Genomic DNA, 24,314 nt, shown 5'->3' with positions numbered 1-24,314 from the left:
CGCGCGGCCGCCGACGCGCACGCGGTCGCCCAGGCCGGTCCGGCCGGGGCCGACGCCGTCCGCGCCACCGCGCGCGCGGTGCTCGACGAGGCCGCGCGGGCCACCCCGCCGCTGGAGCTCGACTACCTGGCGCTGGTCGACCCGGCCGACTTCACCGAGGTCCCCGACGGCCACACCGGCCCGGCGGTCCTCGCGGTCGCCGCGCGCGTGGGCACCACCCGGCTGATCGACAACCTCCCCCTGACCTTCGGGCGCCCCGCCGAGGCCGGCACCCAGACCATCGGAGCGCACGCATGACCGGAATACGGCTGAACGCCCCCGCCCCCGGCTGGGCCATCGAGGCCGACGTCGTCGTGGTCGGCTCCGGCGTCGCGGGCCTCACGGCGGCGCTGCGCTGCACGGCGGCCGGGCTGCGCACGGTCGTGGTGACCAAGGCCCGCCTGGACGACGGCTCCACCCGCTGGGCCCAGGGCGGCATCGCCGCCGCGCTCGGCGAGGGCGACACCCCCGAGCAGCACCTGGACGACACCCTGGTGGCCGGCGCGGGCCTGTGCGACGAGGAGGCCGTGCGCCTGCTGGTCACCGAGGGCCCCGACGCGGTACGCCGCCTGATCGGCACCGGCGCCCGGTTCGACACCGACGACGAGGGCGCCATCGAGCTGACCCGCGAGGGCGGCCACCACCGCCGCCGCATCGCCCACGCGGGCGGGGACGCGACCGGCGCCGAGATCTCCCGCGCGCTGGTCGAGGCGGTGCGCGAGCGGGCCGTGGACACCGTGGAGAACGCGCTCGTCCTGGACCTGCTGCGGGACGCCGAAGGCCGTACGGCGGGCGTGACCCTGCACGTGATGGGCGAGGGCCAGCACGACGGCGTCGGGGCCGTGCACGCGCCGGCCGTGGTCCTCGCGACCGGCGGCATGGGCCAGGTCTTCTCCGCCACCACCAACCCGCCCGTCTCCACCGGCGACGGCGTCGCGCTCGCCCTGCGCGCGGGGGCCGAGGTCAGCGACCTGGAGTTCGTCCAGTTCCACCCCACCGTGCTGTTCCTCGGCGCCGGTTCGGAGGGCCAGCAGCCGCTGGTGTCCGAGGCGGTGCGCGGGGAGGGCGCCCACCTGGTCGACGCCGACGGGGTGCGCTTCATGGTGGGCCAGCACGAACTGGCCGAGCTGGCCCCGCGCGACATCGTCGCCAAGGGCATCATGCGCCGGATGCGCGAGACCGGCGCCGAGCACATGTACCTGGACGCGCGGCACTTCGGCGCCGAGATGTGGGCGAGCCGCTTCCCCACCATCCTGGCCGCCTGCCGCGCCCACGGCATCGACCCGGTCACCGAGCCGGTCCCGGTGGCCCCGGCCGCGCACTACGCCTCCGGCGGCGTCCGCACCGACCTGCACGGCCGCACCACGGTGCCGGGCCTGTACGCGTGCGGTGAGGTCGCCTGCACCGGCGTGCACGGCGCCAACCGGCTGGCCTCCAACTCCCTGCTGGAGGGCCTGGTCTTCGCCGAGCGGATCGCCGACGACATCGCCGCCCGCCGCCCCGGCGCCCCGGGCGAGCCCGCCCCCGCGCACGGCGAGCCGATGGAGCTGATCGCCCCCGAGGCGCGCCGCGACATCCAGCGCGTGATGACCCGGGGCGTCGGGGTGCTGCGCTCGGCGGCCAGCCTGGACGACGCGGCCGACGCGCTGGAGGCGATACGGCTGGACTCCGCGCACGAGTACGCGGGCAAGCCCGCCGTGCCCGGCGTGGAGGCGTGGGAGACCACCAACCTGCTGCTGGTCTCGCGCGTCCTGGCCGCCGCCGCGCAGGAGCGCGTGGAGACCCGCGGCTGCCACTGGCGCGAGGACTTCGCCGACCGCGACGACGCCCACTGGCGCCGCCACACCGTGCTGCGCCTCACCCCGGACCGGCGCCTCGTGGTGACCCGCACCGCCACCCAGGACTTCCCGCCCACCGCAGACGCCCCCAGGGAGCAGTGAAATGAGCATGCCCGAAGAACGCCCGCAGCCGGTGGACGTACCGCTGATCCACATCGGCGCCCCGGCCGCGGACGCCGGAGGCTGCGGCGACGGCTGCGCCTGCGGGGACGCCGAGGTGTACGAGTGCGGCCTCGACCCGGCGCTGGCCGCGCTGCTCGCCCAGGCGGGCCTGGACCCCGTACAGGTCGAGGACGTCGCGCACCTGGCGATCGAGGAGGACCTGGACGGCGGGGTGGACGTGACCACCGTCGCCACCGTCCCCGAGGACGCCGTCGCCACCGCGGACTTCACCGCGCGCGAGGCGGGCGTCGTGGCGGGCCTGCGGGTCGCCGAGGCGGTCCTGTCGATCGTGTGCACCGAGGAGTTCGAGGTCGAGCGGCACGTCGAGGACGGCGACCGCGTCGAGGCCGGCCAGAAGCTGCTGAGCGTCACCGCCCGCACCCGCGACCTGCTCACCGGCGAGCGCAGCGCCCTGAACATCCTGTGCCGGCTGTCCGGCATCGCGACGGCCACGCGCGCGTGGGCGGACGCCCTGGAGGGCACGGGGGCGAGGGTCCGCGACACCCGCAAGACCACGCCGGGGCTGCGCGCCCTGGAGAAGTTCGCGGTGCGCTGCGGCGGCGGCGTGAACCACCGGATGTCCCTGTCGGACGCGGCGCTGGTCAAGGACAACCACGTGGTCGCCGCGGGCGGCGTCGCGCAGGCGTTCAAGGCCGTGCGTGCGCAGTTCCCGGACGTGCCGATCGAGGTCGAGGTGGACACCCTGCACCAGGTCCGCGAGGTCCTGGACGCGGGCGCCGACCTGATCCTGCTGGACAACTTCACCCCGGGCGAGACGGCCGAGGCCGTGGCGGTCGTCGACGGCCGGGCGGTCCTGGAGTCCTCGGGACGGCTCACCCTGGCCACCGCGCGCGCGTACGCGGAGACGGGCGTGGACTACCTCGCGGTGGGCGGCCTGACCCACTCCTCCCCGATCCTGGACATCGGCCTGGACCTGCGAGAGGCGCGGGGCTGATGCTGCTCACGATCGACGTCGGCAACACGCACACCGTCCTGGGCCTGTTCGACGGCGAGGAGATCGTCGAGCACTGGCGCATCTCGACGGACGCCCGCCGCACGGCGGACGAGCTGGCGGTGCTGCTCCAGGGCCTGATGGGCATGCACCCGCTGCTCGGCGACGAGCTGGGCGACGGCATCGAGGGCATCGCCATCTGCTCCACCGTGCCGTCGGTGCTGCACGAGCTGCGCGAGGTGACCCGCCGCTACTACGGCGACGTCCCGGCGGTCCTGGTGGAGCCCGGCATCAAGACCGGGGTGCCGATCCTGATGGACAACCCCAAGGAGGTCGGCGCGGACCGCATCATCAACGCGGTCGCGGCCGTCGACCTGTACGGCGGCCCGGCCATCGTGGTCGACTTCGGCACGGCGACGACGTACGACGCGGTCAGCGCGCGCGGGGAGTACGCGGGCGGCGTGATCGCCCCCGGCATCGAGATCTCGGTCGAGGCGCTCGGCGTGCGCGGCGCGCAGCTGCGCAAGATCGAGCTGGCCCGTCCGCGCAGCGTGATCGGCAAGAACACGGTCGAGGCGATGCAGGCGGGCATCGTGTACGGCTTCGCGGGCCAGGTCGACGGCGTGGTGCGGCGGATGAAGCACGAGCTGGTCGGCCCCGCCGGGGACCCGCAGGACGTCACGGTCATCGCCACCGGCGGCCTGGCGCCGATGGTGCTCGGCGAGGCCTCCGAGATCGACGAGCACGAGCCCTGGCTGACCCTGATCGGGCTGCGCCTGGTGTACGAGCGCAACGTCTCGCGCATGTGAGGCGGGCGGGGAGCGCGCGGGCGCGCGCTCCCCGCGCCCGCCGCCAGCGCCGCGCCCAGGCACCGGAGTTAAACGAATTTTGTCCGATTAGCGCGTATCTTCGGCGCATGCCCACGCCATACGGATCACGCGGCGGCCTGGCGTTCGGCGCGGACGAGCTGCGCGTCCTGCGACGCGCCCTCGCCGTGGCGCTGAACCCCGCCCCCCTCGACGACGAAGCGGTACGGGACTGCCTGCGCCTGGCCGAGTCCCTGGACGAGGCTGCGCGCGAGGCCGGCCGGCTGCGCGCCTTCCTGCTCGCCGACCTCACCCGCTACCGCGCCGCCCTGCCCGGCTCCGCCACCGGCTACCTGGAACTGCTCCAGGACGCCCTGGCGGCCGGCTACGAGCCGGGCCCCGACGACCTGGCCGCCCTGCGCGCGCTGCGCGGCACCCCGGCCGCGGCGGCCCTCCTGGAGCGCTGCCGCACCCTCGCCGAGCGCTCCGTGCGGGCCCGCCTGGCCCGGGCCACCCCGGCGCCCCGCACCCGGCTGCTCGCCCTGCCCGGCGGCCGCGCGGCCGACGAGCCCAAGGACCCCGGCCCGCAGCGCCCGGCGCCCGGGGCGCGGCCGGTGCCCAAGCCGTCCGAGGCGTTCCCGCCGCGCCGCCGCCCGGTCCAGCCCCCGCCCGAGCACCGCGCCGCCGGATAGCTACTCTGGTCGGCATGGAATACGTATCCGCGCTCCTGCCGCCCGTGGTGATGGCCGCCTTCTTCATCGGCCTGGTCGTGACGATCGTGAAGAGCCAGGGCGGACCGAACAAGGCCAAGGAGGACGCGGCCGTGGACGCGGCGCTGGCCCGCGCCGAGGCGGCCCGCCAGCCGGACGGGACCGCGCGCCCCGGCCAGGCCTGAGTCCGCCCGCTCCACGCCGCACCGACGGGGACGTACGACTGCTTTCAAGTCGTACGTCCTTTTTGTTACGTCAATAACCAGCCATTCTGGTTTGGCCCACTATGGTGGCGACGTGCCCCGTCAATTGGGAGAGCTGGAAGACGCCGTGATGACGCGCGTCTGGCAATGGAACCGTCCGGTCACCGTCCGGGAAGTCCTGGAGGATCTCCAGCAGGAACGCTCCATCGCCTACACCACGGTCATGACCGTAATGGACAATCTCCATCAGAAGGGCTGGGTGCGCCGGGAAGTCGACGGACGCGCCTATCGATATACCGCGGTCTCCACGCGCGCCGCCTACGCCGCCGCACTGATGAACGACGCGTGGGCCAAGAGCGACAACCCCGCGGCCGCCCTGGTCGCCTTCTTCGGCATGATGTCGCCCGAGCAGCGCGAGTCCCTCCAGGACGCGGTGCGCATGGTCCAGCGCGACGGCCCGGAACGCGAGGTCCCCGAACGCGAGGCAGCGCGGGAGCGGCGGCCGGAGGGCGGCGGCGCCGAGGCGGTCCCGGGGCGATAGCGTCGCCCCATGTCCTCCCCGCTTCCGCTTCCCAATGCCGCGTCAAAAGCCGTCACGGTACGGCGCGCCAGGACCGGTGATGTGGCCGCACTCCGCCGGCTCGTGGATCCGTACGTCACCGAAGGCATCCTGCTCGACAAAGCGCCGGTGACCCTTTACGAGGACATCCAGGAGTTCTGGGTCGCCGAACGCGACGAGGACGCCACCGTGGTGGGCTGCGGCGCGCTGCACGTGATGTGGGAAGACCTCGCCGAAGTGCGCACTCTCGCGGTGGACCCGGACTTCAGGGGCGCGGGCGTGGGGCACCAAGTGCTGGACAAGTTGCTGCACACCGCCCGATGGCTCGGCGTGCGCCGCGTTTTCTGCCTGACCTTCGAAGTGGACTTCTTCGCGAAGCACGGCTTCACGGAGATCGGCGAGACCCCGGTCGACACGGATGTCTACAGCGAGCTGCTGCGTTCCTATGACGAGGGCGTCGCGGAGTTCCTCGGTCTCGAACGAGTGAAGCCGAACACCTTGGGCAACAGCCGGATGCTTCTGCACCTGTGATCGCCCCCGGGTTCGGGCCGCCGTTCACGATCCGGTTCGCGATCCGTTCGCGACAACACCGGATCCCTATGTCCGAATCGCGCATGTTTCCCGCGTTCCCGGGGTTCTGAACCTCTGCCAGGGGTTTGTGTTTTGCAGGGAAAAGCGGTTTCCTTTCCGCGTACTGCATTTTCGATGAAAGGAAATCCGGTGGCACAGAAGGTTCAGGTCCTTCTTGTCGACGACCTCGACGGCGGCGAGGCGGACGAGACCGTGACGTTCGCTCTGGACGGCAAGACCTACGAGATCGACCTCACCACCGCCAACGCCGACAAGCTGCGCGGCCTGCTCGAGCCGTACGCCAAGAGCGGCCGTCGCACCGGTGGCCGTGCCGCCGGTGGCCGCGGCAAGGGCCGCGCCGTCGCCGCGGGCGCTCCGGACACCGCGAAGATCCGCGCGTGGGCCAAGGAGAACGGCTACGACGTGAACGACCGCGGTCGCGTACCGGCGGGCATCAAGGACGCCTACGAGAAGGCCAACGGCTGACCACGGCCGTCCGCGGCGCGCTCGGCAGCGCTCCGCAGCCGGAGCCGGTGGCACTCCGCTGCCGCCGCCTCCACCAGCCGTACGAGACCGGGCCCGTGCCCGGTGCCGCGAGCGAGACCGTCGAGGGCCGGCAGCGTCGGCTCCACCTCGTGGCCGGGCTCGGGGGGCCGCAGCCAGACGGCGGTCCCCCGCGCATCCCGCGTCCCCTGCCCCGGGGGGACGGGGGCGGCCATCCGGCCGCCCGTGCCGAGCGCGGACAGGTCGAGGGCGACCCCGCCCCACTCCAGCCAGTCCAGCAGCCCGGGCAGTTCCTCCGCGCTCCCCGCCGCCACGAGCATCCGCACCCGCCGTCCCATCAGGGCGACCGGACCGGTCCTCGGGAAACGCTTCAGCACCGCCTGACCGGCGGCAGCGGGCAGCTCCAGGACGTCGAAGCGCAGCCCGGTCACCAGCTGCACCGGGGGCCCGTCGGACGTGGCCCAGCCGAGCGCGTTCTCGTACCACCGCGCGCGGCCGTCGTCGAACGGCTCGCGGGGCAGCGGGACAGTGAGGGCCATACCCCGGGAAACGGCCCACCCCGCCCTTGAGTTACGCACCGCGTCCGGCCGGATGCGCAGAGTGTCCGCTTCGGGGGCTTGTGGGCGCACTCGGCAGCGCAAGGTTGTTCGCCCGTAGCGGAGGGACGGGGGGTATGCCGCATGGACTGTCAGTCCTTACGGGTAAGACATTCCTAGTGGGGAGGGGCGACACGCCGACCGGAGCGGTCTCACGTTCGCCATCGGCGTACTGATGGTGAGGGTAACTGCCTGGCCTGCGGGAACATCGTCTCGCACCATCGGGTTGGAGCAGTTGTCGGCGTTCGGGGTCAGGAGGCCAAGGACGGGTGTCGGCAGTTGGAATGAGCGGTCCCCGCTTGCGGGACTAAGCTGCGGAAGGACAGGGAGGGGACCGACCCCTTACTGCCTGACCGCTCTGAGGAGCGATTAACGATGTTCGAGAGGTTCACCGACCGCGCGCGGCGGGTTGTCGTCCTGGCTCAGGAAGAAGCCCGGATGCTCAACCACAACTACATCGGCACCGAGCACATCCTCCTGGGCCTTATCCATGAGGGTGAGGGTGTCGCCGCTAAGGCCCTGGAGAGCCTCGGGATTTCTCTTGAGGCGGTCCGCCAGCAGGTGGAGGAGATCATCGGCCAGGGCCAGCAGGCCCCGTCCGGTCACATCCCCTTCACCCCCCGTGCCAAGAAGGTCCTGGAGCTGTCGCTCCGCGAGGCCCTTCAGCTGGGCCACAACTACATCGGCACCGAGCACATCCTGCTCGGCCTGATCCGCGAGGGCGAGGGCGTCGCCGCCCAGGTCCTCGTGAAGCTGGGCGCCGACCTCAACCGGGTGCGGCAGCAGGTCATCCAGCTGCTCTCGGGTTACTCCACGGGCAAGGAGAGCGCCACCGCCGGCGGTCCCGCCGAGGGCACGCCCTCCACGTCCCTGGTGCTCGACCAGTTCGGCCGCAACCTCACGCAGGCCGCTCGCGAATCCAAGCTCGACCCGGTCATCGGGCGCGAGAAGGAGATCGAGCGCGTCATGCAGGTGCTGTCGCGCCGCACCAAGAACAACCCGGTCCTCATCGGCGAGCCCGGCGTCGGCAAGACGGCGGTCGTCGAGGGCCTGGCGCAGGCCATCGTCAAGGGCGAGGTGCCCGAGACCCTCAAGGACAAGCACCTCTACACCCTGGACCTCGGCGCGCTGGTGGCCGGCTCCCGCTACCGCGGTGACTTCGAGGAGCGCCTGAAGAAGGTCCTCAAGGAGATCCGCACCCGCGGCGACATCATCCTGTTCATCGACGAGCTCCACACCCTGGTGGGTGCGGGTGCCGCCGAGGGCGCGATCGACGCCGCCAGCATCCTCAAGCCGATGCTGGCCCGCGGTGAGCTCCAGACCATCGGTGCCACCACGCTCGACGAGTACCGCAAGTACCTGGAGAAGGACGCGGCCCTCGAGCGCCGCTTCCAGCCCATCCAGGTCGCCGAGCCGTCGCTGCCGCACACCATCGAGATCCTCAAGGGCCTGCGCGACCGGTACGAGGCGCACCACCGCGTCTCCATCACGGACGAGGCCCTCGTGCAGGCGGCCACCCTGGCCGACCGGTACATCTCGGACCGCTTCCTGCCGGACAAGGCGATCGACCTGATCGACGAGGCCGGCTCCCGGATGCGCATCCGCCGGATGACCGCGCCGCCGGACCTCCGCGAGTTCGACGAGAAGATCGCCGGCGTCCGCCGCGACAAGGAGTCCGCGATCGACTCGCAGGACTTCGAGAAGGCCGCGTCCCTGCGCGACAAGGAGAAGCAGCTCCTCGCCGCGAAGGCCAAGCGCGAGAAGGAGTGGAAGGCCGGCGACATGGACGTCGTCGCCGAGGTCGACGGCGAGCTCATCGCCGAGGTCCTCGCGACCGCGACCGGCATTCCCGTCTTCAAGCTGACCGAGGAGGAGTCCTCGCGCCTGCTGCGCATGGAGGACGAGCTCCACAAGCGCGTCATCGGCCAGAAGGACGCCATCAAGGCGCTCTCGCAGGCCATTCGCCGTACGCGCGCCGGTCTGAAGGACCCGAAGCGTCCCGGCGGCTCGTTCATCTTCGCCGGTCCGTCCGGTGTCGGTAAGACGGAGCTGTCCAAGACGCTCGCCGAATTCCTCTTCGGCGACGAGGACGCGATGATCTCCCTCGACATGTCGGAGTTCAGCGAGAAGCACACCGTTTCCCGCCTCTTCGGCTCCCCGCCCGGATACGTGGGCTACGAGGAGGGCGGCCAGCTCACCGAGAAGGTGCGCCGCAAGCCGTTCTCCGTCGTCCTCTTCGACGAGGTCGAGAAGGCCCACCCCGATATCTTCAATTCCCTTCTCCAGATCCTGGAGGACGGTCGTCTGACCGACTCCCAGGGCCGGGTCGTGGACTTCAAGAACACGGTCATCATCATGACGACCAACCTCGGGACCCGGGACATCTCCAAGGGCTTCAACCTCGGCTTCGCGGCCCAGGGCGACGTCAAGACCGGTTACGACCGGATGAAGGCGAAGGTCAACGAAGAGCTCAAGCAGCACTTCCGGCCGGAGTTCCTCAACCGCGTCGACGACACGGTCGTGTTCCACCAGCTGTCGCAGGAAGACATCATCCAGATCGTCGACCTGATGATCAACAAGGTGGACGAGCGCCTGAAGGACCGCGACATGGGCATCGAGCTCAGCGGTGACGCCAAGATCCTGCTGGCCACGCGCGGGTACGACCCGGTCCTGGGTGCCCGTCCGCTGCGCCGCACGATCCAGCGCGAGATCGAGGACGTGCTGTCGGAGAAGATCCTCTTCGGCGAGCTGCGCTCCGGTCACATCGTGGTGGTCGACACCGAGGGCGAGGGTGAGCAGAAGAAGTTCACCTTCCGCGGTGAGGAGAAGGCCGCGCTCCCCGACGTGCCGCCGATCGAGTCGGCGGCGGGCGGGTCCGGTCCGGACCTGTCGAAGGGCGCGTAACCCCCCAGCAGCACCCGGCCCGCCCCGGGTCCCGTACATCGCGTACGGGACCCGGGGCGGGCCTTTTCCGTGTACGGGTCCCGCGTGTACGGGTCCCGTGTGCGGGTTCCGTGTACGGGGGCGATCGCGCCGGGGCGTCAGATCCAGCCGTCCACGGAGATCCGGTCACCGAAGGCCTCCGCGCCGAGCACGGGTGAGGCGGGCGGGCGCGCGAAGCGGATCTTCAGGCCGGGCAGGTCGTGCAGCGGGGTGAGGTCCCAGGAGACGTCGTGGGCCTTGCGCGACGCCTTCAGGCGCAGTGACCGCAGTCCGGGGAAGACCCGGGCGACGTGCTCCGCGCCCTCGAACGCGTGCAGGCCGGAGAGGCGCAGCCTGGTCACCTGCGGCAGGGGGGCGGCCCCGTCGAGTGGTGCGAGGGCGGGGAGCCCGAAGCCCAGGCTGGTGAGCAGCGGCAGCCGGACGGCCTCCGCCAGCAGTGCGGGGACGTTCGACGCGAGGCCGTCGAACGACGCCTCGGTGAGCCCCTGCCAGTCGCCGAGGCCGACGCCGTCGAAGGTGCCGGCGTCGATCAGGAGCCGCTTCACCCCGGTGAGGGCGGGGAAGCCGGTGAGGGAGCCGCCCTGGAAGAGCCGCCCCAGGCGCAGGGTGGACAGGGCGTCGAGCCCGCCGAGGACGGTCAGCTGGTCCGGGGGCAGTCCCGCGGCGTCGAGCGCGAGGACCCGCAGGGCGCGCAGCCCGGCCAGGGCCGACACGTCCTTCAGGGCGGAGCACTGCAGGGACAGCTCGCGCAGGGTGCGGGCCGAGGCGTCGAGCGGGGGCAGCCGGACGAGGGCGGAGTTGAGCTGGACGTGCAGCCGCACGAGGTCCGCGGGCAGCCGCTCGGCCAGCTCCGTGGTGCCGAACGCGGCGGTCAGGGTCAGGTGGTGCACCGGGCCGAGGCCGGGCAGGGCGTCGAGCTGCTCCCGCGTCGAGACGTACACGCTGACGGGCGTCAGGTCCCGGTGCGCGAGCACTTCGCGCGCGTAGCGCTCCGCGGGGTAGCGATCCCAGGCGCCCGCCAGGTCCTCGGTGGTCGGCACCGGCCGGTCGAGCAGGGCCAGCCGGGTCAGGTAGGGGAGGACCCCGGTGTCGCCGCTCTCCAGCGCCAGGGTGCTCGTCCAGTACAGGGCCTCGTCGTCCAGCCCCTCCGGGTCCGGCAGCAGGGGCAGGACGTACGGCCCCAGGCGCTTCAGCGACACCACCGCGTCCCGGTCCGCCGGCGGCAGCAGCCCCCGTACCGCCTCCCGCACCCGGTCCGCCAGCGGCTCGTCCAGCCAGGACGCGTGCTGGGCGCACAGGGCCGCCTGGACCGGGTCGGGGACCGCGAGGAGGCCCTGGACCAGCTCGGCCAGGTCGCGGCGGGAGCAGTGGCCCGCGGCCAGTACGAGCACGTCCTGCCACTGCTGCTCCTGGCTGCGCAGGACCAGCTCGTCCAGGTCGCCGTTGTCGGTGAACTCCTTGGCGGCCAGGAAGTCCTGGAAGGTGCGGTGGATGAACTCGTAGCTCTCGTCGGTGCGTTCGCGCAGCAGTCCGCTGCGGTTCAGCAGGTGCGCGAGGACCTCGGGGGCGCCGCCCTGGGCGCTGACCCGGCTCATCCCCTTGAGCGTGCGGCCCAGTTGGCGCAGGGCCTGGTCGCGGGTGAACTCCGCCTGCCCGCCGCGCACCATCGCGGCGGCGATCCGCTGGAGCAGCTGCTGGTGCTCCTCCACGGTCATGGTGATGCCCTCGGGCGCCCCGACCCGGCGCCGCTTGTCGCGCTCGCCCAGCAGCATCTCCAGGGCCGAGCGGTACAGCTCCCAGCGGGTCTCCGGCAGGAAGCCCTGGCGCTGGCGGTGCAGGGCGCAGATGACCGCGCACAGCAGCGGGGTGCGGGCCAGGTCCCGCAGCTGCGGGTTCCGCGCGAACTGCTGGGCCAGGTCCCGTTCGAGGCCGCGCAGCCCCGCGTGGTCCGGGTCGTCCAGCCGCGCGGCCGTGTGCCAGGCGGCCGTGAACTCCTGGACGTCCTCGTCCCGCATCGGCAGCAGCCGCAGCTCCTCGAAGCCCTCCCCGGCCAGCCAGTCCGGCTCCACCGCGAGCGGCCGCACGGTCGCCAGGCAGCGCAGCCCCGGGTGGCGGCGCAGCAGCGCGGCCAGCCAGCGGCGGGCCTCCTCGCGCTCCGCGCCGGGCACCTCGTCGAGCCCGTCGACCAGGAGCAGCGCCCGGTCCGCCGCCAGGACCCGGCCGGCCCAGCCCCGCGGCGGCTCGTCGACGACGAGGCGGGCGACCTCGGGGAGCCGGGCGACGGTGGGGTGGCCGGAGCCCTGGGCGTGGACCGAGCGCAGCGGGACCACGAAGGGGACCAGGCCGTTGAGGGCGGCCAGCTCGGGGCCCAGGGTGCCGGCCGCCGCGCGGGCCGCGAGCCGCCAGACCAGGGTGGTCTTCCCGGCGCCCGCGTCGCCGCGCAGCAGGACCCGGGGGCGGGCGGCGAGCATGTCCTCGACGCGGTGCGCGGGGGTGGTGGCGGAGGCCGGTTCCCCGGCGGCGGCCTCCAGGGAGAGGTAGGCGGTGTCCAGGTCCCACTCGGAGCCGTGCCGCCCCAGCGCGTCGAGGCCGAAGACCTGGGTGCGGCGGTACTGGGCGGCGAGCGCCTCCGCGTACTGCTCCTCGTAGGCGGTGTCCTCGGGGCTGGCGCGGGTGATGCGCTCCAGGGCGGGGGCCGGGGGCCGCAGTACGGGGATGCCGGTGACGGTCTCCGCGTACCACTCCAGGAAGTCGGGGTGGGAGAAGATCCGGGACACCGGGACGCACTCGATGCGCTGGTGCCGGCGGCCGCGCGGGACCTGCCGGACGATGCCGAGCAGGCTGCGGCCGGCGAAGACCGGGCCGCCGGAGAGCCCGGCCAGCGGTGAGGTGCCGTCGGGCCGCTCGGCGGCGGGCGGCTGGTCGCAGGCGAAGACCATGGTCCTGCGGACGAGTCCGGCGAGCGGCAGCACGGTGCCGCGGTACTGGTCGGCCTCCAGCTTCCGCCCGTCGTAGCGCTGGACGTCGGGGAAGCCCGCGGCGTAGCAGCCCTGCACCGGCTGGTCCGTGCTGATCGTGCCGATCCGGATGCCGATCTGGGGGAAGCGCTCGGAGGTGAAGCGGACGCCGGTGCCCGCGGCGGGCAGCAGCAGGGCGGCGTCCACGTCGTGGTCGATCCAGCCGACCCGGAAGGCGCGCGCGGCGGGCTGCCCGGGGGCGGCCACCTTCGCCGTGCGGCCCAGACCGACCACGTGGGCGCAGGTCAGCACCATGCGCGGGCTGACCATGACGCCGCTGCCCTGGCGCTCGCCCAGGACGGCCACCACGGTGCCCGTCTGGAACGTCTCGGAGGAGGGCATCAGCGCGCGTCCCCGAAGCCCGACACGTCCCCCTCCTCCTGGTTGCCCACGTGCCAGGGCCCGCCCGTCGCCGCGTCCCGGGGCTTGAGGGTGAAGGCGACCCGGTGGGTGGAGCCGGTGGCGCGGGAGGCGTCGGCGCCCGCGTCGACCACCCAGGCCTTGATCCGGCCGCCCCCCTTGAGCTCCTTGCGCAGCTCGATCGTGAACTCCAGCTCGATGTCGCCGACCTCGAAGGAGACGGGGCGTCCGGTCGCCCGCGAGGCGGCCTCGACCAGCTGGTTGCGTACGGTCTCGATGGCGTCGGCGAGCTCGATGTCGTCGGTCATGGCGGGACCGTACCGGCGGGCGGGGAGCCGGGGGAGGGTTTCGCGCAAGCCGAGGTCACGGGACCCTTGCCGCGCCGAAGCGGGACCTTGGTCCCGAAACGGAAGGACCTTGGTCCCGGCGGAAGGCCCGGGTCTATGACACGCCGCACGTGGGCCACGTCACCTACGAGCGGGATTAGGAGGCGCCGGGGCCGGGCGGGCGTACGCCGGGGGCGTCACGGTGGGGCGATTGCTACGACTTCGCGTCGTAGTGGGGTGGTTTGGGGTGGTGCGGGGGCGCGGGTTACCAAGGGATGGCCAACGCCCGGTGCGCCGCTCGCACCGGGTCCGTTCATGTCGGAGGTCTTCCCCAGATGTCGAAGCGCGCCAAGCATCCCGCCCGTACCGTCGCCGCCGTCCTCGCCGTGGGCGTGGGAGCGTCGATGGTGCTCGGAGCGGGCGCGGCCGTCGCGGCTCCGGCCGCCGCCAAGAAGGCCTCCTCCTGGGACCAGCCGGTCGAGCGCTACACGCTGAGCGCCACCTTCGGCAAGGGCGGCAACATGTGGGCCCACAAGCACTCCGGCCAGGACTTCGCGGTGCCGGTGGGCACCCCGGTCGAGGCCGTGCACGGCGGTACGGTCGTCAAGGCCGGCCCGAACGGCGCCGGCGACGGCCCCGCGTACGGCAACGCCATCGTGATCCGGCACGCCGACCACACGTTCTCCCAGTACGCCCACCTGTCGAAGGTCCAGGTCCGCGTCGGCCAGCACGTCGACACCGGCCAGCGTATAGCCCTGTCCGGCAACACCGGCAACTCCAGCGGCCCGCACCTGCACTTCGAGATCCGTACGACCCCGAACTACGGCTCGGCGATCAACCCGGTCGCCTACCTGCGCTCGGTGGGCGTGACCGTCTGACACCCGCGCCCGGTGGGCGTGACCGTCCGGCGGTCACGCACCCGCGAGAACTCCATACCGCTCAGGCCCGGTGGGCCTGGGTGATCAGCTCGGAGGCGACTTCGAGGATGGCCTTGCGCTTGTCCTCGTCGTCGCCTTCGACGTCTTTCAGGGCGAACATGCCGATGTGCATGGTGAACAGCCCGCTGGCGCACCGCACCTGGTCCACCAGGTCCGCGTCCGGGCGCCTGACCAGCTCGGTCAGCCCGAGCATGCCCTCCTTGAAGCGATGGCCGATGCTGAGGTCGCGCATCGTGGCCTGGTTCTCCTGCATGAAGCGGAAGAGGGGCGCGGCCCCGGAGAGCGCGGCGCCGTAGCGGCGCAGGATCTCCAGCTTGGTGTCCAGGGTGGGGGGCTGCTCGCGGCCCCACTCGATCAGCTCGGTGATGGGCTTCGTCAGGTCCTCGAAGAGGCTGATGACGATGTCTTCCTTGGTCTTGAAGTGGTAGTACAGCGCTGCCTTGGTGACGTCGAGCCTCTCGGCGATCTCGCGCAGGGACGTCTTCTCGTACCCCTGCTCCGCGAAGAGTTCGAGAGCCACGTCCTGGATGCGCTGGCGGGTGTTCCCTCTGGCGGCCATGGTCTCTCCCAAGAACTTACTTGACGCCCGGCTAGTAACCGGTCTACCTTCCTCATTGTAGACAACTAGCCGGGCGGCAAGTAAGTACCAGGAGCCCGGAGCCGGACCCAGGGGAGTGGGGACATGAGTACCGACAAGGCGATAGCCGCCGAGAAGGCGAAGGGGGAGGGAGCACAGCCGCGCAGCGTGCGCGTCGTCCTCCTGGCCCTGATGATCGCGATGCTGCTCGCGATGCTGGACAACATGATCGTCGGCACCGCGATGCCGACCATCGTCGGCGAGCTCGGCGGCCTGGAGCACCTCTCCTGGGTCGTCACCGCCTACACCCTGGCCACCGCCGCCTCCACCCCGATCTGGGGCAAGCTCGGCGACATGTTCGGCCGCAAGCAGGTCTTCCTGACCTCGATCGTGCTCTTCCTGATCGGCTCCGCGCTCAGCGGCATGGCCCAGGACATGGGCCAGCTCATCGGCTTCCGCGCGATCCAGGGCCTGGGCGCCGGCGGTCTGATGGTCGGCGTCATGGCGATCATCGGTGACCTGATCCCGCCGCGCGATCGCGGCAAGTACCAGGGCATGATGGCCGGCGTGATGGCCCTCGCCATGATCGGCGGCCCGCTGGTCGGCGGCACCATCACCGACCACTGGGGCTGGCGCTGGTCCTTCTACATCAACCTGCCGCTCGGCGTCGTCGCCCTCGCGATGATCACCGCCGTGCTGCACCTGCCCAAGAAGGAGCGGCCCGCGGGCACCCGGATCGACTTCCTGGGCGCCGGCCTGCTGACCCTCGGCATCACCGCGATCGTGCTGGTCACCACCTGGGGCGGCACCGAGTACGCCTGGGGTTCGGGCACCATCGTCGGCCTCGCCGTCGGCGGCGTCCTCGCCCTCGCGGCCTTCCTCTTCGTCGAGACCCGCGTCAGCGACCCGATCATGCCGCTGCACATCTTCCGCAGCCGCAACTTCACCCTGATGTCCGTGATCGGCTTCCTCACCGGCTTCGTGATGTTCGGCGCGGTGCTCTTCCTCCCGCTGTTCCAGCAGTCCGTGCAGGGCGCCTCGGCCACCAACTCCGGCCTGCTCCTGCTGCCGATGCTGCTGTCGATGATGGTCGTCTCGCTGGTCGCGGGCCGCGTCACCACCAGCACCGGCAAGTACAAGATCTTCCCGATCCTGGGCGGCGCGCTCATGGTCGTCGGACTGTTCCTGCTCTCCACCATGGACACCGACACCACCCGCTTCACCTCCGGCCTCTACATGGCCGTGCTCGGCGCGGGCATGGGCTTCCTGATGCAGATCACGATGCTGGTCGCGCAGAACAGCGTCGAGATGAAGGACATGGGCGTCGCGTCCTCCTCGACCACCCTGTTCCGCACCCTCGGCTCGTCCTTCGGCGTCGCGATCATGGGCGCCCTCTTCAACCACCAGGTCCAGGACGAGATGGCCTCCCGCGGCGGCGGCGCCGCCACGGCCGCCTCGGCCCAGCTCGACGCCGCCAGCCTGGCCAAGCTCCCGGCAGCGCTCCGCGAGGCCTACCAGCACGCGGTGGCCGCCGGCACCCACTCCGCCTTCCTCGTCGGCTCGGTCGTCGCGGTGCTCGGATTCGCCCTCGCCTTCTTCGTCAAGGAAGTGGCGCTGCGCGGCACCGGCACCCCGGCGAAGGCCGAGGAGCCCAAGGCGGAGGTCAAGACGGCCGAGACGGTCTGACCCCCGGGTCACACCCGAGCCGCCCGCAGACGGGGACGTACCACTCCCCTTCCCCGGTGAACGGCCCCCGGCGCGCGGTGCGCGCCGGGGGCCTTCGCGTGCCCGGGGCATCGGCGTGCCGGGGGCCTTCGCGTGCCGTCCGATGGTGCGGCCCCGTCCGACGGAGCGGCCCTGTCCGGCGGTGCGGCCCTGTCCTGACCGAGCGGCCCCGTCCGACCGAGCGGCCCCGCTACTTCTTCTGCTCCCGCCCCTCCGGCAGCCGCAGCACCGGGAAGCTCCCGGTCGTCGTCGGCGCGTGCTCCGGCAGCCACAGCACCGCGATCGCCCCGCCCGGCTCCAGTGCCCCCTCGGGCGCCGCGTTGCGGAAGGTGAGCCGGGCCCCCAGCACCCGGGCCTGGCCCGCGGCGATGGTCAGGCCGAGCCCGTGGCCGTGGCCCGCGCGGTCGTAGGCGCCGGTGCGGAAGCGGCTCGGGCCCTCCCGCAGCAGCGCCTCGGGGAAGCCCGGGCCGTGGTCGCGGACCCGGACGACGCGGCCCTCGACGGTCACCTCGACCGGCGGCTTGCCGTGCTTGGCCGCGTTGGCGAGCAGATTGCCCAGGATGCGCTCCAGGCGGCGCGGATCGGTGCTGACCCAGGACTCGTGGACCACCCGCACCTCGGCCTCGGGCGCCAGCACGGTGACCCGGCGGCTGACGAACTCGCCCAGCGCGATCTCCTGCAGCTCGGCCCGCTCCGAGGCGCTGTCGAGCCGGGCCACCTCCAGGACGTCCTCGACCAGGGTCCGCATGGCCTGCGCCCGGTCCCGCACCAGCTCGGTGGGGCGGCCGGGGGGCAGCAGCTCGGCGGCCGTGAGCAGGCCCGTGACCGGGGTGCGCAGCTCGTGGGCGATGTCGGCGGTGACCCGCCGCTCGGCCTCGATGCGCTCGTTGAGGGCGTCGGTGAGGGCGTCCACGGCGCGGGCCAGCTCGTCCGTCTCGTCCCGTACGACACCGCCGACGGCGTCCCCGACCCGTACCCCGGTGTTGCCCTGGGCGACCTTCCCGGCCGCCGCCGCGGCGTTGCGCAGCCGCCGGGAGAGCTGGCCGCCGATCAGCACGCCCAGCGCGCAGCCGCCGAAGACCACCGAGACGGAGCCGACGACCAGGGCCTGGTCCAGGTCCTGCATGATCTGGGTGCTGCCGTCGGCGACGATCCGGCTGTGCATGGACAGCACGTCGCCGTTGCCCAGCGGCACCGCGGCCCAGACGTCGGGGGCGCCCTTGGGCGTCTCCCTGACGTAGGTGCCGCGGCGGTTCTCCCGCATCAGCTTGTCGAGCTCACCGGGCAGCCCGGGGTCGTTCAGCTTGGCCCCGAACTTGGGCTCGCGCGGCTTGGACGCCTCGTACAGGCGCTGGGCGAAGCGCAGCCGCTCCATCTGGACCTCGCGGGCGTTGTCCAGCATCGAGACGCGCGCGGCGTTGTGCACGACCAGGCTGAGCGCGATCGCGATGAGCGCGCCGACCGCCGCGATGGCGATCGAGATCTTCCAGCGGACCCCCGTGCGCAGGACGAGGCGCCTCATGACGTGACCCGATCACTGCGCCCCGGGCCTGCGGGAGGGTTCATGCCTTCAGCTTGTACCCGAAGCCGCGGACCGTTTCGATCCGGTCCTGGCCGATCTTGGTACGGAGCCGCTGGACGTGGACGTCCACCACCCGGGTGTCGCCGCCCCAGCCGTAGTCCCACACACGCTCCAGGAGCTTGTCGCGCGAGAGCACGGTGCCGGGCGCCGAGGAGAACTCGAGCAGCAGGCGCATCTCGGTCGGGGTGAGCGCGACCGGGGCACCGGCCTTGCGCACCTCCATGCCCTCGGTGTCGACCTCCAGGTCGCCGAAGACCAGCACGCCGCGCTGGCCGGGGTCCGGCTCGTCGGCGTCGGCGGCGCCGCCCGCCGGGCCGCCCGCGTGGCCGAAGCGGCGCAGCACGGCGCGGATCCGGGCGACCAGCACGGACCCGTCGAACGGCTTGGTGACGTAGTCGTCGGCGCCGGCCTCCAGGCCGAGCACCACGTCGATGGAGTCGGCGCGCGCCGACAGCATGATCACCGGGACGGTCGACTCGTCGCGGATGCGACGGCACAGGCTCACGCCGTCCATGCCGGGCAGCATCACGTCGAGCAGCGCGATGTCGGGCTGCTGCGCGCGGAACGCCTCCAGGCCGGACAGGCCGTCCGGCATGGCGGTCACCACGAAGCCGTCGCGCTCCAGCGCGAGCTGGGTGGCCTCACGGATGACGTCGTCGTCCTCGACGAACAGGACATGGGTCTCGGCCATCCCGTGCTCTCAGTTCTCCTTCGGAGCGGTGGGCTTCGGCTCGGTGTCCTCGTCGCCGCCGCCGACCGCTCGGCTGTATTCGTTGCGCACCCGGTCGTGCTCCGTGAACTTGTTGCCCGCCCAGCGGTACGTCACGACCTCTTCGGCCGAGGGGTACGCCATCGAGTCCCCCTTCTCGTACAGGGGCTTGTTCACGACCAGGTCGCCCCGGTCGATCGTGGAGTAGACGGCGGGCTCCTCGACCGCAAAGACATTCTGGTACTTCTCGGCGTCCTCGCGATACACGTAAGTACCGAGTCCCACGGCATCTCCGCAGGTCATCACGTTGACAACCACATCGGGGGCCGTTCCGCCGGTCAGGTTGCCGTAGGAGGTGTCCACCGGGTAGGCGTCGGCAGCGCAGGGCTTCAGGTCGGCCTTGATCCGGGCGCTGACCTTCGGGTCCTCCTTGAGGAGCTCGACCGGGTTCACCTTCTTGGCGGGCAGCGGCGTGCCCGTGGCGGTCGGCGCCACCGAGGGCGACACCCGGTCGACCGAGGCGGGCCCGGCGTCGCGGGTCCCGGTGCCGCCGGTGGCGCACCCGGCCACGAGCAGGCCGAAGACGGCGAGCCCGGCAACCGCCGTGGTACTCGCCGCCCAGAGACCGCTCCGCGCCCGGCCCGCGCCGGGATCGTCCTGTCTGGCACTCAGGCCGCGCACCGCTCCCGCTCCCTGTCGTCACGCCGTCCGCTCGGGCGCTCCAGCGCACGGACGTCGGCGGCGGTGTCGACGGACCGGCTCTCCAGCTCCTGGCGCAGACGTGCCAGGGCCCGGTGGAGCGTGCTCTTCACCGTACCCGTCGACATGCCGAGCGCGGCAGCGGTCTCCTCGGTGCTCATCTGCTCCCAGTGCCGCAGCACGACCACGCTGCGCTGCTTGGGGGCCAGCACCTTCAGGACGTCCATCAGCAGCGCGCGGTCGGCGTGCTGCTCGGTGGCGTCGTCGACGCTGGCGTCGGGCAGCTGCTCGGTGGGCACCTCTTCGAGCTTGCGCGCCCGCCACCACTCGGTGCGGGTGTTGATCATCACCCGGCGGAGGTACGCGTCGGCGAGCGACTTGTCCGCGATGCCGTCCCAGCGGCCGTAGGTGCGGACGAGGGCCGTCTGCAGCAGGTCCTGCGCGTCGACCGGGTCGGGGACGAGACGACGGGCGCTGCGCAGCAGGGCCTCCTGCCGCGTGCGTACGTACTCCTCGAAGTCGAGCACCTCGCCGTGCGCCATTCCCAACCGCCTCCGATCCCCGTGACAAGCCGTGATTCGCTTACGTGACAAGACGCTACGGAGCAGTTGTCACGGGGCTGTGCGGAGCAGCCGTCGGCGGACGCACGGCTGCCCATCGGTTGTGTAACGGAGGGGCGCGCGGGCGGTTCCGGGGCCCGGGGGCCCCGGAACGGGGGCTATCCGGGCAGTCGGTACAGGCCGTCCGGCAGCGGCTCGACCAGACCGTCGGCGACCAGGCCGTCCAGCGCGCGGGCCCGCTGCACCGGCTCGTCCCACACCGCGTCGAGGGCGGCCTGCGGCACCGGGTCCACCGCCTCCCGCAGCACGGCGAGCAGCCGGCCGCGCACCTGGCGGTCGGTGCCCGCGTACGTCTGGCCGCGGCGCGCCGGGCCGTCGTGCGCGGGCTTGCCCGCGAGGCGCCAGGCGCACTCCCGGGCGATCGGGCAGCGCCCGCAGTCCTCGTTCTTCGCCGTGCACACCAGGGCGCCCAGCTCCATCGAGGCGGCGGCCCAGCGGGCGGCGGTGGCCTCGTCCTCGGGCAGCAGCGCCCGGGCCAGCTTGCGCTCGGCGGCGGTGGTGGCGTTCGGCGGGTACTGGATGCCGGTCGCTGCCCGGGCGAACACCCGGCGGACGTTGGTGTCGAGCACGGCGTGGCGCTGCCCGTACGCGAAGGAGGCGACGGCCGCCGCCGTGTACTCGCCGATCCCCGGCAGGGACAGCAGCTGGGAGTGGTCGCTGGGCACGTCGCCGCCGTGCCGCTCCGTTATCGCCACGGCCGCGCCGTGCAGGCGCAGCGCGCGGCGCGGGTAGCCGAGCCGGCCCCAGGCGCGCACGGCCTCGCCGGACGGCTCGGCGGCCAGGTCGGCCGGGCGCGGCCAGCGGGCCAGCCACTGCTCGTACACCGGCAGGACACGGCTGACGGGGGTCTGCTGGAGCATGAACTCGCTGACCATCACGCCCCAGGCGCCCGCCTCCGGGCGGCGCCAGGGCAGGTCGCGGGCGTGCTGGTCGAACCACGCGATGACGGGCACGTGGAGCTGGGCGGGGGCGGGGGTGTCGGTCGCAGTCATGGCACCCCCGATCCTGGCACGTTCAGCGCGCGCGGTGGCGCACCCGCCGCGGCGCCCGGTGGCTGGTGTGCTCGGGCCGGGTCGCCGGCCGCACCGGGCCGCGCCCCGCCAGCCAGGCCACGGCCGGGGCCCGGCTGCTGCGCACGGCGTCGGTGAGCGCGGTCACGGGCCGCCGCAGCAGGCGTACGAAGAGGAACGCGACCAGCGCGCCGAGCACCAGGCCGGCCGCCACGTCGTGCGGGTAGTGCACGCCCACGAAGACCCGGGAGGAGGCCATCAGCACCGCCATCGGCACGGTCAGCAGGGCGACCCGGCGCCAGGCGAGCGCGAGGCCGACCGCCCCGGCGCCCGCGATCGCGGAGTGGTTGGAGGGGAAGGACCAGTCGCCGTGCGGCGGGCAGGCCACCAGGGACGCGGCGGCCCCGGCCACGGCCCGGCACGGGCGCTCCTCCTCGATCAGCGACTTGAGCACCTCGCTGACGACGTAGCCGGCCGCGGTGGCCAGCGGGGCGAGCACCGCGAGCGCCATCAGCCGGGTGTCCCCGGCGCGCGCCCGCCACCAGGCGACGACGAACAGCGCGCCGAACAGCAGCAGCCCCAGCTCGGTCCAGAGCTCGGCCAGGCTCTGGAACCAGGAGGGGGTCTCGTGGGCGAAGTCCAGGACGTCGCGGTACAGCTCTTGATCCATGTCCATGAACCGTACCGGGGCGCGCGGGGTACCGGGGCACGCCCGTGACCGGGGGAGGAGCGGCGGCCGGGGGGGCCGGACGGCCGGGGGTATGTGATCATCCGCAAAACTTGCGGGCTACGGCGGCGGGTGGGGCCTGAGTTGGCGCCGATCTCTCGTACAGTTCGGTCCGTGGGATCTCTGCGCAATCCGGTCGGTCCGCTTCCCTCCTCCATCTACTGGCGGCGGAGGGCCGTCGCGCTGTCACTGGCCGCGGTGCTCGTCCTGCTGGCCGTGTGGGCGCTGAGCTCCGGCGGCGGTACGGGCGACGAGGGCGGCGGCAAGGGCAAGGGCGGCCCCACCCCCGCGCCGTCCATCACCCCGGGCCCCTCCCAGTCGGGCCCCGCCATCAGCTCCCAGCCGGGCGGCCGCGACGACTCGGGCGACTCCGGCGGCGGCGAGGGCGGTGACGGCGGCGAGGACGGCGGCGGCACGGCGGGCGGCGACGGCGCCGGCAAGAACGGGGACACCACGGTCGGCGGGAGCGTCGGCGGCAGCGAGGGCCAGCAGGTCCCGGCGAACTCCCCGATTCCCGACTGCGCCCCCGGTTCCGTGCAGTTGACACTGCGCAGCCTCAAGGTGTCGTACGCGCCCGACGAGAAGCCCACCTTCCAGCTCGTCGCCCGCAGCACCGCCGCCGCCGAGTGCAAGGCCGACCTCGGGCCGAAGGCCGCGGTGCTGACCATCCGCGACGACCAGGACGAGCCGGTCTGGTCCTCCGGGGACTGTCCGCGCGGCGCCGAGCACGTGCTGCTGCGGATGCCCGCGGGCAAGACGGTGACGCACACCGTGGAGTGGGACCGCAAGCGCAGCGCCGCCCAGTGCGCGACGCCGCCGGCCGGACTGCTGGGCCCGGGAACGTACTTGATCGAGGCTCAGGTCCCCGGCGTCAAGGTGATGCCGGCGTCCTTCACCCTGTCGAAGGACTGAGCCGGGCGAGCCGACCGGGCCGACTGAGCTGGTCCGCCCGACCGAGCTGGTCAGGCCGACCGGGCCGGGCGGGCCGGGCCGCCCGGCGACGGGTCAGACGTAGCGCTCCAGGATCGAGGACTCCGCCAGGCGCGACAGGCCCTCGCGGACGCTGCGGGCCCGCGCCTCGCCCACGCCGTCGACGGTCTGCAGGTCGTCCACGCTGGCGGCGAGCAGCTTCTGCAGGCCGCCGAAGTGCTCCACCAGGCGCTCGATGATCGCGCCGGGCAGCCGGGGCACCTTGGCGAGCAGCCGGAAGCCGCGCGGCGAGACCGCCGAGTCCAGCGTCTCGGGGGAGCCGCTGTAGCCCAGCGCCCTGGCCACTATGGGCAGTTCGAGCAGCTCGGTGTGGGTCAGCGCGTCCAGCTCGGACAGCGCCTCGGCGACCGTGCGCGAACGCTTGGCGGTCGGCTCCGGCACGTAGTCCCGCACCACCAGTTCGCGCTCCGGCTCGACGCCCGCGATCAGCTCGTCCAGCTGGAGCGAGAGCAGCCGGCCGTCGGTGCCCAGCTCCACCACGTACTCGGCGATCTCGGTGGCGATCCGGCGCACCATCTCCAGGCGCTGCGCCACCGCCGTGACGTCCCGGACGGTGACCAGGTCCTCGATCTCCAGGGCCGACAGGGTGCCCGCGACCTCGTCCAGGCGCAGCTTGTAGCGCTCCAGGGTCGCCAGCGCCTGGTTGGCGCGGGACAGGATGGCCGCCGACTCCTCCAGGACCCGGCGCTCCCCGTCCACGTACAGCGCGATCAGGCGCATGGACTGGGAGACGGAGACGACCGGGAAGCCGCACTGCTTGGAGACCCGGTCCGCGGTGCGGTGCCGGGTGCCGGTCTCCTCGGTGGGGATGGACGCGTCCGGGACCAGCTGGACGCCGGCCCGGTGGATCTTGGTGATGTCCTTGTCCAGGACCAGCGCGCCGTCCAGCTTGCACAGCTCGCGCAGGCGCGTCGCGGCGAACTCCACGTCGAGCACGAACCCGCCGGTGCACATCGAGTCCACGGTCTTGTCGAGGCCGAGGACGATGAGACCGCCCGTGTTGCCCCGCAGGATGCGCTCCAGGCCGTCGCGCAGGGCGGTGCCGGGCGCGACCGCGCTCAGGGCCGCGCGCATCAGCGCTTCGTTGCCGGAGCCTTGGCCGGACTTTCCGGATGCTGCTGCCCGGTCGTTGGCTGCCACTGCACTCCTCCG

Annotated in this window: 24 protein-coding genes; 13 read left to right on the top strand and 11 right to left on the bottom strand. The window is 72.8% G+C overall.

Going from position 1 to position 24,314, the window contains the following annotated elements; all coding sequences use genetic code 11:
• The 9 genes from ABT160_RS35730 to ABT160_RS35690 all read left to right on the top strand — a co-directional run.
• Window positions 1-297, top strand: a 297-nt coding sequence (locus ABT160_RS35730) for a pantoate--beta-alanine ligase (protein WP_351652149.1), incomplete at its 5' end; no start/stop codon positions are given.
• Window positions 294-1,979 carry an L-aspartate oxidase gene (locus tag ABT160_RS35725; protein ID WP_351652148.1) on the top strand — a complete coding sequence of 562 codons (1,686 nt, stop codon included), beginning with the start codon at window positions 294-296 and terminating at the stop codon, window positions 1,977-1,979. The genes ABT160_RS35730 and ABT160_RS35725, both read left to right, overlap by 4 nt.
• 1 nt (window position 1,980) lies before the next feature.
• Window positions 1,981-2,994 carry a carboxylating nicotinate-nucleotide diphosphorylase gene (gene nadC, locus ABT160_RS35720; protein ID WP_351652147.1) on the top strand — a complete coding sequence of 338 codons (1,014 nt, stop codon included), beginning with the start codon at window positions 1,981-1,983 and terminating at the stop codon, window positions 2,992-2,994.
• Window positions 2,994-3,800, top strand: coding sequence for a type III pantothenate kinase (locus tag ABT160_RS35715; protein ID WP_351652146.1), 807 nt, complete (start codon window positions 2,994-2,996; stop codon window positions 3,798-3,800). The genes nadC and ABT160_RS35715 overlap by 1 nt, the downstream gene beginning before the upstream one ends.
• 137 nt (window positions 3,801-3,937) lie before the next feature.
• Window positions 3,938-4,489 carry a hypothetical protein gene (locus tag ABT160_RS35710; RefSeq protein WP_351652150.1) on the top strand — a complete coding sequence of 184 codons (552 nt, stop codon included), beginning with the start codon at window positions 3,938-3,940 and terminating at the stop codon, window positions 4,487-4,489.
• A gap of 14 nt (window positions 4,490-4,503) precedes the next feature.
• Window positions 4,504-4,692, top strand: coding sequence for a hypothetical protein (locus tag ABT160_RS35705; RefSeq protein WP_351652145.1), 189 nt, complete (start codon window positions 4,504-4,506; stop codon window positions 4,690-4,692).
• A 112-nt stretch (window positions 4,693-4,804) separates the two neighbouring features.
• Window positions 4,805-5,251, top strand: coding sequence for a BlaI/MecI/CopY family transcriptional regulator (locus ABT160_RS35700; RefSeq protein WP_351652144.1), 447 nt, complete (start codon window positions 4,805-4,807; stop codon window positions 5,249-5,251).
• A 9-nt stretch (window positions 5,252-5,260) separates the two neighbouring features.
• Window positions 5,261-5,800 carry an amino-acid N-acetyltransferase gene (locus ABT160_RS35695; RefSeq protein WP_351652143.1) on the top strand — a complete coding sequence of 180 codons (540 nt, stop codon included), beginning with the start codon at window positions 5,261-5,263 and terminating at the stop codon, window positions 5,798-5,800.
• 189 nt (window positions 5,801-5,989) lie between these two features.
• Window positions 5,990-6,325, top strand: a complete 336-nt coding sequence (locus tag ABT160_RS35690) for a histone-like nucleoid-structuring protein Lsr2 (RefSeq protein ID WP_351652142.1) — start codon at window positions 5,990-5,992, stop codon at window positions 6,323-6,325.
• Here ABT160_RS35690 and ABT160_RS35685 read toward each other — a convergent pair.
• A complete protein-coding gene (locus tag ABT160_RS35685; protein WP_351652141.1) occupies window positions 6,304-6,882 on the bottom strand; it encodes an SCO3374 family protein in 579 nt (192 codons plus the stop codon). The two genes, ABT160_RS35690 and ABT160_RS35685, sit on opposite strands and share 22 nt — an antisense overlap.
• Window positions 6,883-7,314: 432 nt before the next feature.
• Here ABT160_RS35685 and ABT160_RS35680 point away from each other — a divergent pair, with 432 nt between their 5' ends.
• Entirely contained in the window at window positions 7,315-9,843 is a 2,529-nt protein-coding gene (locus ABT160_RS35680; protein ID WP_351652140.1) for an ATP-dependent Clp protease ATP-binding subunit, read from the top strand.
• A gap of 137 nt (window positions 9,844-9,980) precedes the next feature.
• Here ABT160_RS35680 and ABT160_RS35675 read toward each other — a convergent pair whose 3' ends face one another.
• Complete coding sequence (locus ABT160_RS35675) at window positions 9,981-13,241, bottom strand: NACHT domain-containing protein (protein ID WP_351652139.1); 3,261 nt, start codon at window positions 13,239-13,241, stop codon at window positions 9,981-9,983.
• Window positions 13,241-13,567: a trypco2 family protein gene (locus ABT160_RS35670; protein ID WP_351652138.1), complete on the bottom strand. Its 327-nt coding sequence runs from the start codon at window positions 13,565-13,567 to the stop codon at window positions 13,241-13,243. The genes ABT160_RS35675 and ABT160_RS35670 overlap by 1 nt, the downstream gene beginning before the upstream one ends.
• A gap of 353 nt (window positions 13,568-13,920) precedes the next feature.
• Between ABT160_RS35670 and ABT160_RS35665 the strand changes: the two genes are divergently transcribed.
• Window positions 13,921-14,463, top strand: coding sequence for a M23 family metallopeptidase (locus ABT160_RS35665; RefSeq protein WP_351652137.1), 543 nt, complete (start codon window positions 13,921-13,923; stop codon window positions 14,461-14,463).
• A gap of 61 nt (window positions 14,464-14,524) precedes the next feature.
• Here ABT160_RS35665 and ABT160_RS35660 read toward each other — a convergent pair whose 3' ends face one another.
• Window positions 14,525-15,082: a TetR/AcrR family transcriptional regulator gene (locus ABT160_RS35660; protein ID WP_351652136.1), complete on the bottom strand. Its 558-nt coding sequence runs from the start codon at window positions 15,080-15,082 to the stop codon at window positions 14,525-14,527.
• 123 nt (window positions 15,083-15,205) lie between these two features.
• Here ABT160_RS35660 and ABT160_RS35655 point away from each other — a divergent pair, with 123 nt between their 5' ends.
• A complete protein-coding gene (locus ABT160_RS35655; RefSeq protein ID WP_351652135.1) occupies window positions 15,206-16,786 on the top strand; it encodes an MDR family MFS transporter in 1,581 nt (526 codons plus the stop codon).
• 229 nt (window positions 16,787-17,015) lie between these two features.
• Here the strand turns inward: ABT160_RS35655 and cseC are convergent, their stop codons facing one another.
• From cseC to ABT160_RS35625, 6 genes are all read right to left on the bottom strand, one after another.
• A complete protein-coding gene (cseC, locus tag ABT160_RS35650; protein ID WP_351652134.1) occupies window positions 17,016-18,347 on the bottom strand; it encodes a two-component system sensor histidine kinase CseC in 1,332 nt (443 codons plus the stop codon).
• 40 nt (window positions 18,348-18,387) lie between these two features.
• Entirely contained in the window at window positions 18,388-19,098 is a 711-nt protein-coding gene (cseB, locus tag ABT160_RS35645) for a two-component system response regulator CseB (RefSeq protein ID WP_351652133.1), read from the bottom strand.
• Between the two features lie 9 nt (window positions 19,099-19,107).
• On the bottom strand, window positions 19,108-19,797 hold the full coding sequence (locus tag ABT160_RS35640) for a hypothetical protein (protein ID WP_351652132.1): 690 nt from the start codon (window positions 19,795-19,797) through the stop codon (window positions 19,108-19,110).
• Entirely contained in the window at window positions 19,785-20,357 is a 573-nt protein-coding gene (locus tag ABT160_RS35635) for a SigE family RNA polymerase sigma factor (RefSeq protein WP_351652131.1), read from the bottom strand. The genes ABT160_RS35640 and ABT160_RS35635 overlap by 13 nt, the downstream gene beginning before the upstream one ends.
• 176 nt (window positions 20,358-20,533) lie before the next feature.
• Window positions 20,534-21,427 carry an HhH-GPD family protein gene (locus ABT160_RS35630; protein WP_351652130.1) on the bottom strand — a complete coding sequence of 298 codons (894 nt, stop codon included), beginning with the start codon at window positions 21,425-21,427 and terminating at the stop codon, window positions 20,534-20,536.
• A gap of 22 nt (window positions 21,428-21,449) precedes the next feature.
• Window positions 21,450-22,115: a phosphatase PAP2 family protein gene (locus ABT160_RS35625; protein WP_502984360.1), complete on the bottom strand. Its 666-nt coding sequence runs from the start codon at window positions 22,113-22,115 to the stop codon at window positions 21,450-21,452.
• Window positions 22,116-22,286: 171 nt separating this feature from the next.
• On the opposite strand from ABT160_RS35625, the gene ABT160_RS35620 reads away from it, so the two are divergent.
• Window positions 22,287-23,084, top strand: coding sequence for a hypothetical protein (locus ABT160_RS35620; RefSeq protein WP_351652128.1), 798 nt, complete (start codon window positions 22,287-22,289; stop codon window positions 23,082-23,084).
• 93 nt (window positions 23,085-23,177) lie between these two features.
• Here the strand turns inward: ABT160_RS35620 and disA are convergent, their stop codons facing one another.
• Entirely contained in the window at window positions 23,178-24,302 is a 1,125-nt protein-coding gene (gene disA, locus ABT160_RS35615; RefSeq protein WP_351652127.1) for a DNA integrity scanning diadenylate cyclase DisA, read from the bottom strand.
• Window positions 24,303-24,314 lie beyond the last annotated feature (12 nt).

The sequence above is a fragment of the Streptomyces sp. NPDC001941 genome, assembly GCF_040296945.1.
GTDB lineage: Bacteria > Actinomycetota > Actinomycetes > Streptomycetales > Streptomycetaceae > Streptomyces.
This window is presented reverse-complemented; position numbering and strand designations above follow the sequence as displayed.

Excerpts from the sequence above, each read along its gene's own strand:
- ABT160_RS35725 (WP_351652148.1), top strand. The coding sequence starts at position 294 with ATGACCGGAATACGGCTGAACGCCCCCGCCCCCGGCTGGGCCATCGAG.
- nadC (WP_351652147.1), top strand. The coding sequence starts at position 1,981 with ATGAGCATGCCCGAAGAACGCCCGCAGCCGGTGGACGTACCGCTGATC.
- ABT160_RS35715 (WP_351652146.1), top strand. The coding sequence starts at position 2,994 with ATGCTGCTCACGATCGACGTCGGCAACACGCACACCGTCCTGGGCCTG.
- ABT160_RS35705 (WP_351652145.1), top strand. The coding sequence starts at position 4,504 with ATGGAATACGTATCCGCGCTCCTGCCGCCCGTGGTGATGGCCGCCTTC.
- ABT160_RS35695 (WP_351652143.1), top strand. The coding sequence starts at position 5,261 with ATGTCCTCCCCGCTTCCGCTTCCCAATGCCGCGTCAAAAGCCGTCACG.
- ABT160_RS35685 (WP_351652141.1), bottom strand. The coding sequence starts at position 6,882 with ATGGCCCTCACTGTCCCGCTGCCCCGCGAGCCGTTCGACGACGGCCGC.
- ABT160_RS35680 (WP_351652140.1), top strand. The coding sequence starts at position 7,315 with ATGTTCGAGAGGTTCACCGACCGCGCGCGGCGGGTTGTCGTCCTGGCT.
- ABT160_RS35675 (WP_351652139.1), bottom strand. The coding sequence starts at position 13,241 with ATGCCCTCCTCCGAGACGTTCCAGACGGGCACCGTGGTGGCCGTCCTG.
- ABT160_RS35670 (WP_351652138.1), bottom strand. The coding sequence starts at position 13,567 with ATGACCGACGACATCGAGCTCGCCGACGCCATCGAGACCGTACGCAAC.
- ABT160_RS35665 (WP_351652137.1), top strand. The coding sequence starts at position 13,921 with ATGTCGAAGCGCGCCAAGCATCCCGCCCGTACCGTCGCCGCCGTCCTC.
- ABT160_RS35660 (WP_351652136.1), bottom strand. The coding sequence starts at position 15,082 with ATGGCCGCCAGAGGGAACACCCGCCAGCGCATCCAGGACGTGGCTCTC.
- ABT160_RS35655 (WP_351652135.1), top strand. The coding sequence starts at position 15,206 with ATGAGTACCGACAAGGCGATAGCCGCCGAGAAGGCGAAGGGGGAGGGA.
- cseC (WP_351652134.1), bottom strand. The coding sequence starts at position 18,347 with ATGAGGCGCCTCGTCCTGCGCACGGGGGTCCGCTGGAAGATCTCGATC.
- cseB (WP_351652133.1), bottom strand. The coding sequence starts at position 19,098 with ATGGCCGAGACCCATGTCCTGTTCGTCGAGGACGACGACGTCATCCGT.
- ABT160_RS35635 (WP_351652131.1), bottom strand. The coding sequence starts at position 20,357 with ATGGCGCACGGCGAGGTGCTCGACTTCGAGGAGTACGTACGCACGCGG.
- ABT160_RS35630 (WP_351652130.1), bottom strand. The coding sequence starts at position 21,427 with ATGACTGCGACCGACACCCCCGCCCCCGCCCAGCTCCACGTGCCCGTC.
- ABT160_RS35625 (WP_502984360.1), bottom strand. The coding sequence starts at position 22,115 with ATGGATCAAGAGCTGTACCGCGACGTCCTGGACTTCGCCCACGAGACC.